The organism is Acinetobacter sp. DL27, assembly GCF_055810995.1.
The window spans coordinates 2,517,939-2,530,384 of record NZ_CM147947.1; the positions used below are offsets into that span (position 1 = coordinate 2,517,939).

The 12,446-nt window shown below is 41.9% G+C and carries 13 protein-coding genes; 6 read left to right on the forward strand and 7 right to left on the reverse strand.

Translation table 11 applies throughout. The annotated features are described in order from the left end of the window. The first annotated feature begins 66 nt into the window (after window positions 1-66). From hppD to AC0KVP_RS12220, 3 genes are all read left to right on the forward strand, one after another. A complete protein-coding gene (hppD, locus tag AC0KVP_RS12210; RefSeq protein WP_473336948.1) occupies window positions 67-1,128 on the forward strand; it encodes a 4-hydroxyphenylpyruvate dioxygenase in 1,062 nt (353 codons plus the stop codon). Window positions 1,129-1,292: 164 nt separating this feature from the next. Beyond that, the gene (locus AC0KVP_RS12215) at window positions 1,293-2,693 is read left to right on the forward strand and encodes an amino acid permease (RefSeq protein WP_004981288.1); all 1,401 of its coding nucleotides are present in this window, start codon (window positions 1,293-1,295) and stop codon (window positions 2,691-2,693) included. 29 nt (window positions 2,694-2,722) lie between these two features. Beyond that, entirely contained in the window at window positions 2,723-3,949 is a 1,227-nt protein-coding gene (locus AC0KVP_RS12220) for an amino acid aminotransferase (protein ID WP_473336951.1), read from the forward strand. A gap of 254 nt (window positions 3,950-4,203) precedes the next feature. Here the strand turns inward: AC0KVP_RS12220 and AC0KVP_RS12225 are convergent, their stop codons facing one another. Further along, on the reverse strand, window positions 4,204-5,025 hold the full coding sequence (locus tag AC0KVP_RS12225) for an IclR family transcriptional regulator (protein WP_473336953.1): 822 nt from the start codon (window positions 5,023-5,025) through the stop codon (window positions 4,204-4,206). A gap of 185 nt (window positions 5,026-5,210) precedes the next feature. Here AC0KVP_RS12225 and fahA point away from each other — a divergent pair, with 185 nt between their 5' ends. From fahA to AC0KVP_RS12240, 3 genes are read left to right on the forward strand one after another with little or no spacing between them, the layout of a single operon-like run. Continuing rightward, window positions 5,211-6,494 (forward strand): fumarylacetoacetase, encoded by a 1,284-nt coding sequence (gene fahA, locus AC0KVP_RS12230; protein WP_473336955.1) that lies wholly within the window; start codon window positions 5,211-5,213, stop codon window positions 6,492-6,494. 21 nt (window positions 6,495-6,515) lie between these two features. After that, on the forward strand, window positions 6,516-7,154 hold the full coding sequence (gene maiA, locus AC0KVP_RS12235; protein WP_473336957.1) for a maleylacetoacetate isomerase: 639 nt from the start codon (window positions 6,516-6,518) through the stop codon (window positions 7,152-7,154). Between the two features lie 21 nt (window positions 7,155-7,175). Continuing rightward, window positions 7,176-7,751, forward strand: a complete 576-nt coding sequence (locus tag AC0KVP_RS12240) for a VOC family protein (protein ID WP_004981298.1) — start codon at window positions 7,176-7,178, stop codon at window positions 7,749-7,751. Window positions 7,752-8,005: 254 nt separating this feature from the next. Here AC0KVP_RS12240 and AC0KVP_RS12245 read toward each other — a convergent pair whose 3' ends face one another. From AC0KVP_RS12245 to arsC, 6 genes are all read right to left on the reverse strand, one after another. Further along, the gene (locus AC0KVP_RS12245) at window positions 8,006-9,073 is read right to left on the reverse strand and encodes an ArsO family NAD(P)H-dependent flavin-containing monooxygenase (protein WP_473336960.1); all 1,068 of its coding nucleotides are present in this window, start codon (window positions 9,071-9,073) and stop codon (window positions 8,006-8,008) included. 154 nt (window positions 9,074-9,227) lie between these two features. Beyond that, on the reverse strand, window positions 9,228-9,932 hold the full coding sequence (gene arsH / locus AC0KVP_RS12250) for an arsenical resistance protein ArsH (protein WP_473336962.1): 705 nt from the start codon (window positions 9,930-9,932) through the stop codon (window positions 9,228-9,230). Window positions 9,933-9,937: 5 nt separating this feature from the next. Next, window positions 9,938-10,981 carry an ACR3 family arsenite efflux transporter gene (gene arsB / locus AC0KVP_RS12255; RefSeq protein ID WP_473336964.1) on the reverse strand — a complete coding sequence of 348 codons (1,044 nt, stop codon included), beginning with the start codon at window positions 10,979-10,981 and terminating at the stop codon, window positions 9,938-9,940. Between the two features lie 7 nt (window positions 10,982-10,988). Further along, window positions 10,989-11,462 carry an arsenate reductase ArsC gene (locus AC0KVP_RS12260; RefSeq protein ID WP_473336966.1) on the reverse strand — a complete coding sequence of 158 codons (474 nt, stop codon included), beginning with the start codon at window positions 11,460-11,462 and terminating at the stop codon, window positions 10,989-10,991. A gap of 6 nt (window positions 11,463-11,468) precedes the next feature. Next, window positions 11,469-11,789 carry a metalloregulator ArsR/SmtB family transcription factor gene (locus tag AC0KVP_RS12265; RefSeq protein WP_473336968.1) on the reverse strand — a complete coding sequence of 107 codons (321 nt, stop codon included), beginning with the start codon at window positions 11,787-11,789 and terminating at the stop codon, window positions 11,469-11,471. Window positions 11,790-11,846: 57 nt separating this feature from the next. Beyond that, on the reverse strand, window positions 11,847-12,281 hold the full coding sequence (gene arsC, locus AC0KVP_RS12270; protein WP_279736540.1) for an arsenate reductase (glutaredoxin): 435 nt from the start codon (window positions 12,279-12,281) through the stop codon (window positions 11,847-11,849). Between the last annotated feature and the right edge of the window lie 165 nt (window positions 12,282-12,446).

Sequence of the window (12,446 nt, forward strand, 5' to 3'; positions counted from 1 at the left end):
GGCTCTGAAAGGAATCGTTAAAAAGATAAGCAATAGGATTGCTTAAAAAAGAAATGAGGACGTTGTATGAATGAATTAGCCAACCCATTAGAACTGTGTGGATTCGAATTTATTGAATTTGTTTCTGAAGATGGTCAACTAGATGCGGTGTTTGAAACCATTGGGTTCAGCAAAGTGGCAAAGCATAAGTCTAAAAATGCGTATTTATGGCGTCAGGGTAAAATTAATATCATTCTAAATTATCAGCCTGAATCGTATGCAGCTTATTTCTATAAAGAACACGGCCCTTCTGCCTGTGCAATGGGTTTTCGCACCAAGAATGCGGCAAAGGCATTTAAAAAGGCAATAGAAATTGGTGCTGAACCAATTTACAACCAAGTTGGCCCGATGGAGCTGAATATCCCAGCAATTAAAGGGATTGGCGGCTCTCCTATTTTCCTCGTCGATTGTGACATTTACCAAAATGACTTCATCTTCTTTGATGATGTGCCATCCCATCCTGTCGGCACAGGTTTATATGAAATCGACCATTTGACCCATAATGTGTATAAAGGCCGTATGCAGTATTGGTCTGATTTCTATGAAAAGATTTTTAACTTCCAAGAAATTCGCTACTTCGATATTAAAGGTGAATATACTGGCCTGACGTCCAAGGCACTGACGGCGCCAGATGGCAAAATCCGTATTCCGCTCAATGAAGATTCGGATAAAGGAAATGGTCAGATTGCCGAATTTCTCAATGAATTTAACGGTGAAGGCATTCAGCATATTGCCTTCATTTGTGATGACCTGATTAGCACTTGGGACAAACTCAACGCTTTAGGTGCCAAGTTTATGACACCTCCACCCAATACCTATTATGAAATGCTAGATGAACGTTTGCCTAACCACGGCGAACCTGCCGATGAGCTACAAAAACGTGGCATCTTGCTGGATGGCAATACTAAAGACGGTAATAAACGTCTCCTCTTGCAAATTTTCTCTCAAAATATGCTAGGCCCTGTCTTCTTTGAATTTATTCAACGTAAAGATGACGACGGTTTTGGTGAAGGCAACTTTAAAGCGCTATTTGAGTCGATTGAACGCGATCAAATTAAACGTGGCGTTTTAGATGTATCGAAAGCTTAAACGATTTCTAGAATTTCCCTGTACATATAGTTTTATGTACAGGGAAATTTAACTTTTGCGCAAAATTATACTCGTAAAAATTAAAGTCCGCTCCGATGACAATATAAAAATAACTAAACATCATCATGGTTCAAGGCTTTATCTCACATGGATGAAGAATAAAAATGCAGCACATTGAACAAGGAAACCTGAAAAAAGGTTTAAGTAATCGTCATATTCAGCTCATCGCCCTCGGTGGTTCTATCGGCACTGGGCTCTTCCTCGGCATTTCACAAACCATCAAACTCGCAGGACCTTCTGTTATTTTAGGCTATGCCATCGCAGGCCTTATTGCCTTTCTCATGATGCGCCAGCTCGGTGAAATGATTGTGCATGAACCCGTGAGTGGTTCTTTTAGTCATTTTGCTTATAAATACTGGGGCAAATTTGCGGGCTTTATGTCTGGCTGGAATTATTGGGTACTGAATATTTTAGTGTGTATGGCTGAACTCAGTGCTGTCGGCCTCTATATCCATTACTGGTGGCCTGATATTCCAACGTGGGTTTCTGCTTTGGGTTTCTTTATTTTCATTAATGTCATTAATTTACTGCACGTGAAATTATTTGGTGAAATGGAGTTTTGGCTAGCCATCATTAAGGTCGTGGCAATTATTGCCATGATTGCTTTTGGGAGTTACTTGCTGGCTAGCGGTAGTGGTCATAGCCAGTCTAGCTTACAAAATTTATGGCAGCTCGGTGGCTTCTTTCCCAATGGTATTACAGGTTTAGTGATGGCTATGGCCATGATTATGTTTGCTTTCGGTGGAATTGAACTGGTAGGTATTGCAGCAGCAGAAACAGATAACCCTCAGAAAACCCTCCCAAAAGCCGTCAATCAAATTGTTTACCGCGTCTTGTTGTTTTATATCTTAAGCCTAGTCGTAATTTTGTCGCTTTATCCATGGAATATGATGGCTGAAGGCGGTAGTCCTTTTGTATTGATTTTCGACTCTTTAGGCAGCCAAACCGTGGCCGCTGTTTTAAATTTTGTGGTTTTGACTGCGGCTGTTTCTGTCTATAACAGCACCAATTACTGTACCAGCCGAATGCTGCTGGGTCTGGCACAACAAGGCAATGCCCCAAAATTTTTAAGCAAAATTAATCCGCGTGGTATTCCTGTAAATGCCATTATGGTTTCAGCTTTCTTTACTTTAATATGTGTTCTGATTAACTATTTATTTCCTGAAAAAGCATTTAACTTACTCATGATGCTGGTCGTAGCAGCTATTGTGATTAACTGGGTCGTGATTTCTTATACACATTTAAAGTTTAAAAAAGCCATGAATCGCATGCAGGTAAAAACCCATTTTCCAAGTGTGGCCTATCCATTTACCAATTATTTATGTATTGCCTTCATGGCGAGTATTCTGCTCATTATGAGTCGTAGCCCAGATATGCAAATTGCAGTTCTCATGATTCCAGTCTGGATCGCGATTTTACTGACAGCTTACCTCTTTAAACGGAAGCAAGAAGATCATGTTGCGTTGCTTGAAAAAAGTAAAATCACTTCCTTACCGGAAGCGTAATATCGTATTTATCATATTAGGATGTATTCATGTTTCAACATATTGATGCCTATGCAGGTGACCCGATTCTTTCTCTGATGGAGGAATTCAGCAAAGATACGCGCCAGAATAAGGTCAATCTCAGTATCGGACTTTATTATAATGAAGATAATATCGTGCCGCAGCTACAGTCGGTTCAAAAAGCCTATACTCATTTAATTCCTGACTATGACAAAGTCCGAGTCTATTTGCCAATGGATGGACTCAAGAGCTTTAATCAGGCTGCACAAGAACTCATTTTCGGTCAGGCTAGCCCTGCTCGTCAGCAAGGACGTGTCGTCACCATTCAGACTTTGGGTGGTTCTGGTGCACTCAAAGTAGGTGCAGACTTCTTAAACAAATATTTCCCGCAGTCCGAGATCTGGGTCAGTCAACCGACTTGGGAAAACCATATCGCGATCTTTAATGGTGCTGGTGTTCAAACCCATTTCTACCCTTATTATGATGCAAATACCAATGCCGTAAATCTAACTGCGATGCTAGATACCTTAAAGCAGCTGCCTGCTCAAAGTATCGTACTACTGCATCCTTGCTGTCATAACCCAACAGGTGCAGATTTAGCACCTCATGAATGGGATCAAGTAATTGAGGTTCTAAAAGCAAATGACTTGATTCCTTTCTTGGACATGGCCTATCAAGGCTTTGGACAAGGATTGGAGCAAGATGCTTATGCGATCCATGCGCTAGATCGGTCTGGTATGAACTTTATTGTCAGCCATTCTTTTTCCAAGATTTTCTCCCTATATGGCGAACGCGTTGGTAGCTTAAGCTTTGTCTGTGATGACGCAAACATTGCCCAAAATGTATTGGGTCAGCTTAAAGCGACAGTCCGCCGCATTTATTCCAGCCCAGCAGCTAACGGTGCGTTATTGGTGAGTCAGGTATTAAATGACACAGCGTTGTCTCAGCTATGGCAGTCTGAATTAGAAGAAATGCGTCAGCGCATTTTACTGATGCGTCGCTTACTTGAAGACAAACTCAGTCAAGCTTTACCAGATATGGACTTTAGCTATCTGACCCAGCAACAAGGCATGTTTAGTTATACAGGCTTAAGTGCAGAACAGGTCGATTTGCTGAAAGACGATTATGGTATTTATTTAGTCCGCAGCGGCCGTATGTGTACAGCTGGCCTGAATTTAAACAATATTGATTATGTGGCTGAGTCGATGGCAATTGTGCTTAAAGCGGCAAGTTCCACTGAGTCTGTGCTTGCTTAAAATAGATCATGTTCACTTAGGCTTCTCACTCTAGGGTTAGAAGCCTTTTTTATCGTGATTTTTCAGAACTTGAATCGAGGCAACCTAAGTCTACGAGTTTCAGCTTAGCTATCTAGTTCGTGATTCCCCCTTCGCCTTTAGACAGCGCGGTAAAAAATCAAATATTTCGACTGCCAACCTCCACAACCCAATAAAAAAATCCACCAAAGGGTGGATTTAAAACTTAATTCATCTTTTCAATGTCATCGACGCTTTTATATGGCAGCGGCGGGATGAAATAAAGCATCGATCTGACGCTGTACGCCAAGAACATAATCAATTGCTTGCTGCATTTGTCCTTCAGGTAACTGATCTTCTGTGCCAATACAAGTAATGACATGATCCAGTTGCTGCGTGAAATTAAAGACTGGAATACTAATCGCATTGATCCCGGCCATCATATCTCCTGTGACTGAAGCATAACCTTGACTCAGGATTTTCGCTTTCAGCTCTAAAAAATCTTCCCAATTTGCAGGATACTGCTCTGGTTTAGCGCTACTTTTCCACTCTTTTTCCAATAATGGCTTGATGATGTGCTCAGGCTGATAGCAGGCATGCAAACGCCCTGTCGCAGATTTCAGCAGAGGCATGCGTGAACCGACTCGGGTAATAATATTAAAGACATGGTTAGATTCTAAAGACTGAACCACGACTGCGCCATCGGCAAACCATTTACTCACATGAATACTGCAATTCAGATGTTGCTGAATGTCCTGAATATAACGCTGGCTTAATTCCAGCATATCTGTTCGCTTGAGTGCATTCACCCCAAAAGCATGTGCGCGCTCACCTAAACTATAACGCCCATCAGTTAATTGCTGAGCATAGCCTTTACGAATCAAACTCACCACATAACGGTGTACTTTGGCCGGATGCATGGATAAAACTTCGGACAGCTCTTTTAACATCATCGGTGCATTATGTACGGTCAATGCATCTAATACGGTTAATCCAACTTCCAGAGACTGAACCCCTCCCTGTATTTTTTCTTCCTCAACACTCATCGCTTTACCCTGCATAGCTGCATTAGTTGTCATGACTCCATTGGTGAATTGTACTACTTAAATCAAAAATGTGAGCCATCTAAACTTGACTCTCTCATTCAGAGTAGTATAGCTCAACAGTTTACACTATTCATAAATAAATTATTTATTGCGTAATTTTAAAATATAAGTATGATTCTATCTAGAACTTAAATTTTCCACGGAAAGGATCAATATCCATGAGCAAACGCTTGAAGTCATTTGTTGAAATCGCTGCACATTCAGATTTCCCGCTAGAAAACCTACCTTATGGCATTTTTAGTGAAAAACACAATTCGCAGCTTCGTGCCGGCGTAGCACTGGGAGAATGGGTGGTTGATCTGGCGATACTGGAAGCACATGGTTATTGCAAACAGGCAGATGGCAAACTGCTCTTTAATCAGCCGACACTGAATATGTTTATTGAATCAGGTCAAGCCAATTGGTCTAAGGTCCGCGCAGAATTACAAGCTTTGTTGTCCGCAGATAATCCTGAACTTCGTGACAATCAGACCCTGCGTGATCAAGTTTTCTTCAAACAATCAGATGTTAAAATGCATATGCCAGTACACATCCTAGGCTATACCGATTTCTATTCATCTAAAGAACATGCCACCAATGTCGGTTGCATGTTCCGTGACCCGAAAAATGCGCTGCTGCCCAACTGGTCAGAACTTCCTGTTGGTTATAACGGTCGTGCCAGTTCGGTCATTGTGAGTGGTACAGACATTGTCCGCCCATCAGGACAAATCAAGCTGCCAGATTCAGAACGTCCTGTATTTTCTGCTTGTCGTAAACTCGACTTTGAACTGGAAACTGGCTTTATCGTAGGTAAATCAAGTCAGCTAGGTCAACCTGTTCCAATTGAAAACGCTTGGGATCATATTTTCGGTATGGTGCTGTTTAATGACTGGTCTGCTCGTGACTTGCAGCAATGGGAATACGTGCCACTTGGTCCGTTTAATGCCAAAACTTTTGCGTCATCTATTTCACCTTGGATTGTGACGCTGGAAGCACTTGAGCCATTTAGAACCAGTTCACCTGAACAAGAACCGAAACCTTTGGCTTATCTGCGTGAAGACAACAGCAGCAACAGCTATGACATTCATCTTTCGGTTGAAATTCAGCCTGAGAATGACGATCAGAGCAATGTGATCTGCACAACCAACTTTAAATATATGTACTGGTCCATGGCTCAGCAGCTGACGCATCATACAATTGCGGGCTGTAACTTGCAGGTTGGTGATTTGATGGGTTCAGGGACCATTTCAGGACCAACCCCAGATTCTTATGGTTCATTGCTCGAAATCACATGGAATGCCACCAAACCTTTAACACTATCAAATGGCGAACAGCGTAACTTCATTCAAGACGGCGATACCGTCATTATGAAAGGCTATTGTGAAAAAGATGATTTACGGATTGGCTTTGGTGAAGTCAGCGGCAAAATTCTGCCAGCAGTGGATTTTGGTTTTACCCAATAATTGCAGCCTAGGATGTTGCCCATGAAACTGTATACCTATTTTCGTAGTTCTGCGGCTTACCGAGTTCGTATTGCCTTGAATTTAAAAGGTCTGACTGCTGAACATGTACCTGTGCACTTAGTCAATAATAGCGGTGAACAGCATAGTGAAAGCTATCGTCAGATCAATGCGAGCGAGCTGGTGCCCACATGGGCAGAGCAAAATTTTGTTCTGACTCAATCGCTAAGTATTCTTGAATATTTGGAAGAAAAATTCCCAGACACGGCCCTGCTCCCTCAAAACTTGCAGCAGCGTGCTTTGATCCGTGCATTTAGTTTGAGTATTGCCTGCGATATCCATCCACTCAACAACCTACGGGTACTTCAGTACCTGATGGGTACATTGGAAATAAGTGATGAGCAGAAAACAGCTTGGTATAAACACTGGGTTTTAACGGGCTTTAAAGCCCTTGAAGCACAACTGGAACAGTCAAATGGCAAATTCTGTTTTGGCAATCAGCCGACCCTAGCGGATTGCTGCCTGATTCCACAAGTCTATAACGCTCTACGTTTTAATCTTGATTTATCCGATTATCCAAAAATTTGTTCGATCTACACCCATTGCAACAGTTTAGAGGCCTTTCAACACGCTGCACCTGAAATGCAGCCTGAAGCCGCTTAAGTTTTTTATAAGGATATAAAAATGACCATTCAAATTGAAAAAATCCACCATGTGGCCTACCGTTGTAAAGATGCCAAAGAAACCGTGGAATGGTACAAAAAAAATCTAAACATGGATTTCATTCTCGCCTTTGCTGAAGACCATGTCCCTTCAACCAAAGCCTTTGATCCCTATATGCACCTCTTCCTAGATGCAGGAAACGGCAATGTGCTGGCTTTCTTTGAGCTGCCAACCCAGCCTGAAATGGGCCGTGATGAAAACACCCCAAAATGGGTGCAACACATTGCACTCAAAGTCAAAGACCGTCAGGCACTGATTGATGCTAAAGAACACCTAGAAGCCAATGGTATAGAGGTCTTGGGCATTACCAATCATGGTATTTTCCACTCAATTTATTTCTTTGATCCAAATGGCCATCGTTTGGAACTGGCCTATGACGATGAAAAAGCGCCACAAAAAATTGCCATGATTACTGAACAAATGAAATATGACATGCTGGAAGAATGGAGCAAAACCAAACGCGCACCGCAGCATACGCATTTCCTACATGCAGATGAATTAAGCCATAACTCTCGTACCGCCAAAGCAGACGCTTAAATCTGGCGGAAGTTGCGCTGATGGGGAGTGCCTTTAGAAGCAACTTCAACCATGATATAACAAACTCAAAGCAGCCTCGGCTGCTTTTCTGATGTAAATAGATAGGTTTTCTTATTTTAATTAGAAACTTAGAATAACTTAATTGCACGGCGAATCCTATCTCAGTCCTCATCCGTATCAAATCAAATCAAATCAAATCAAATCGAATTGTTCATGCATGGAACCTGTCTATGCATCCCTTTAAACTTATAGGTTTAAGCACCAGTCAAATAGGCAGCAATTTCATCTGCCGCAGCTCTTGCTGTTCTGGACACTCCAATTAAAGTCGCCGATGCCATGCCTGTCCACTCACCATAGCCAACCAACCATAAGTTATTTACGTTCATTGAACGTCCATTATGGACAGCAACCGTTTGATCAGGCTCTACCACACCAAGACCTCTTAAATGATTAAGTGCAGGGTTAAATCCTGTACACCAAATGACAGCATCTACCGCTTGTGTTGAACCATCAGCCCAAATAACCGAATGCTCAGCAAATGCTACAAAAGGCTCTCGACTGTGTAACACTCCTCGTGTTCTTGCCTCTTTGACACTATCAATCATGACAATATCTCCAAATCCACCTGCGAGCTGTTCCAAACTCCGACCTTCCAGTTGTGCTTTTAAACGCTCCGTTGCACGAAAAAATAAGACCCGCCCATCCACCTCATCCGATAAAAATGCTGGTGCTGTCGTCGTGACCCAAGTCGTTTCTGCCACTTTTGAAACTTCGGCAAGAATTTGCGCGCCTGAGTTTCCACCACCTACAACGATGATTTTCTTATTCTTAAAAGGTTTTGCATTGACATAGTCCGCTGAATGAAGCTGTATTCCTTTAAATTTCTCACGTCCAATATCACTGGGAATATGAGGCTTGCTCCATGTACCAGTTGCACTAACCACAGCCTTTGCCCGCCAATATTGATCTCCAGCATACACATCTAAATAGCCATCTTCTTGTTCAATATGATCGACATGGACTGGCCGAATGATCGGAAATTGATAGCGTTGCTCGTATGCCGACAAATATTCGATCACTTCATTTCGCGTTGGGTAGGTGTGTTCTGTTGTGGGCATCATCCAACCCGACAACGAACTCCATGTATGCGGTGAAAAAAGACGTAGCGACTGCCAAGCATGCAGCCATGCACCGCCAGCTTGCGATTGATCATCTAAAATCACAAATGGCACTTTTTTACGTTTGAGAAAATAAGCTGTAGCAAGTGCCGACTGACCACCACCAATAATAATCACATCGACTTCTGCTTGTAGTTGTGCCAAAGTAATTCTCATCTTTGTTATAGTGAAGCCATATTCATAATTAAAAAAGCCCAGTCTATTCAACAAACTGAGCGACTTTTAAAAATTGATCAAATCTGTAATTGGGCTTTTCAATTGCACAAGCTACTTTTCAACATCTTTGATCATCTAGAGTTTATAAACTCCGTTGATTAACACGCTTAGATAATTCTTCTGCCGACTCTTTTCGCTCTGAATAACGGTCTGTGAGGTACTGACTTTGCCCACGCGTCAGTAGCGTGAATTTATACAGCTCCTCCATGACATCGACAATTCGATCATAAAAGGCTGAAGGTTTCATTCTGCCATCTTCTTCAAACTCTAAAAAAGCTTTGGGAATAGACGATTGGTTTGGAATGGTGATCATCCGCATCCAACGGCCTAAAATACGCATCTGGTTTAGGCTGTTAAAGGACTGCGATCCACCACTGACTTGCATGAGCGCCAAAGTCTTGCCTTGGGTTGCACGAATCGCACCACCTGCCAGTGGAATCCAATCAATTTGCGATTTAAAAATTGAACTCATGGAGCCATGACGTTCCGGCGAACACCATACCATCCCTTCTGACCAAGCGAGTAAATCATGCAACTCTTTAACTTTGGGATGCTCAGTGTCCGCATCTTCAGGTAAAGGCAAGCCCTTAGGATGAAAGATTTTTACTTCAGCACCAAACTGCTCCAAAATACGCCCGGCTTCCATCACCGCCAATCGGCTGTATGAACGCTCACGGTTAGAACCATACAGCAGCAAAATACGGGGGAGATGATCTAGCGCTTTGGCCTGTACCTTTTCTAAAGTCGGCTGATCCAAAAGATTCATATCCACATTTGGGAGAGTCATAGAAATTACACCTCTGCTTTAAAAAACTTTTTTCTAAGCCACAAAGACACACTGACTAAAGCAATCAACACAGGTACTTCAACCAATGGGCCGATCACCGTGGTAAATGCGACTGGTGAAGCTAAACCAAAGGTCGCAATCGCTACGGCCAGCGCCAATTCAAAGTTATTCCCTGCAGCAGTAAAAGAAATGGCTGTGGTTTTAGGATAGTCATTCCCCATCCACTTGCTCATAAAGAAGCTGATGAAGAACATCACGATAAAGTAAATGGTCAATGGAATCGCAATACGCAAGACATCGAGTGGCAAGCTCACCACATCGTTCCCTTTCAGGCTAAACATCGCCACAATCGTGAACAATAAAGCCAGTAGACTCAGTGGACTAATCTTAGGTAAGAAGACATTTTGATACCAATCCAGACCTTTAGCTCGAACCAGTATGAATCGCGTCATAAAGCCAAGAAAAAATGGAATTCCTAAGTACACCAATACAGCATGAGTAATGGTCCAAAAATCGACATTGATCACTTGCCCTGCAACACCAAAATAAGGTGGCAAGAAGGTTAAGAATAGCCAAGCATAAGTACTGAAGAATAAGATCTGGAAGATACTGTTAAAGGCCACCAATGCAGCAACATATTGGTTATCCCCACAGGCCAAACCGTTCCACACCAAGACCATCGCAATACAACGAGCCAGTCCTATCAGGATTAAGCCTGTCATATACTCTGGATAGCTATGTAGAAAAATAATGGCTAATGTAAACATCAGAACAGGTGCGATGAGCCAGTTTTGTACTAAGGATAGCATCAGCGTTTTCTTATCTTTAAACACCTGTGGCAAAGCAGCATAGTCCACTTTTGCCAAAGGTGGATACATCATCAGAATCAAACCAATCGCAATTGGAATATTGACGGAATCTACACTCATTTTGTCCAATGCCACTGAAGCTTGTGGAAAGAACACACCGATTGCAATCCCTAAAGCCATGGCAATAAAAATCCATAGCGTGAGGTTACGATCTAAAAAGGATAATCTTTGTTGAGCCATGATGATCTCATTCAATATCTGAGATGTGATTGATTGCCGCAATCAAATCTGGGCGAGACATATGTGTTGTATCGAATGCCCATAAAGCATCTAAGCGACGGTTGATATGGTCTACAGTGACTTGGAAAGCTTTGAGCTTTTCTTCTTTCGGCAAGTCTAAATGCGATGGATCCGCCAAACCCCAATGTGCTTTGATCGCTCCACCTAAATACAGTGGGCACGCTTCTTGCGCCGCCGAATCACAAACCGTAATCACTACATCAGCTTGATATTGTTCACAGTCATCAATGGTTTTACTCCACAAACCTTCGGTTGAAAGACCTAAGTTTTCTAGAGTTTCAATGGTCAATGGATGCACCTGTCCAGATGGCTGGCTGCCTGCACTATAGGCTTTCCAACCCTCTGGGGCACGACTATTAAACAACACTTCGGACAAAATGCTGCGACAGCTATTTCCTGTGCATAAAAAAAGGAATTTCATATTGTTCTACTCGCAATAACTCTTTATTTGCGAAAAAGGGCGTTCAATTTGGGGCTGTAAGTCAGCATTTTTGAGGGTATTTAAGACGTCTACGCACCAAGTGGGTAAATTAAGATTGAGACTGTAATAGACCCATTGCCCTTGACGTCGATCTTGTAAAAGACCTGAAGAACGCAGTAAGGCTAAATGCCGCGAAATCTTAGGTTGGCTGAGTTGTAGTTTTTCAGTCAAATCACAAACACACTGTTCATTATTTCCAAGAACCAACATGACAATATTGAATCGCGTTTCATCCGCTAAACATTTAAAAAAATTGATTTGATCCATACTTTCACCTACTCAAACCTCTGGATATAGCAATACTTACAGATACCCAGTACATATTTATTTTAATCGCTGCCCATTTGCATCCAACACTTGTTCACCGTCTTCTTTACTAAAAGCCCCCTTTTGTGGGAGTGGCAGAATTTCTAAAACCAATTCTGACGGACGACTTAAACGAGTTCCTAATTCAGTCACTACGAATGGACGGTTAATCAAAATTGGATGCTGCAGCATAAAATCTAAAAGCTGTTCATCCGTCCAGTCCTCACGGCCCAACTCGAGATCACGATAAGGATCAACATTCTTACGAATCGCTTCTCTCACCGTTAAACCTGCATCCGCGATCATTTGAATGAGTTCATTTTTAGATGGAGGTGTTACAAGGTACTCAATCACTTCAGGTTCAATATTGGCATTACGAATTAATGCCAATGTATTACGTGATGTACCACATTCAGGGTTGTGATAAATCTTAACTTTTGGAGTAGCAGACATGTGCTCAAACTCAATTGAATCTTTATATATACTTATATATGAATAAACATATATATGCAACTCCATATTTTAAGAATAAAAAATGATCTTTTTTGAATATATAGTGATCGAATGAGCATGTTAAAATTAGATAAAATACAAGATTTAGAGGTCAAGCTATGGAAA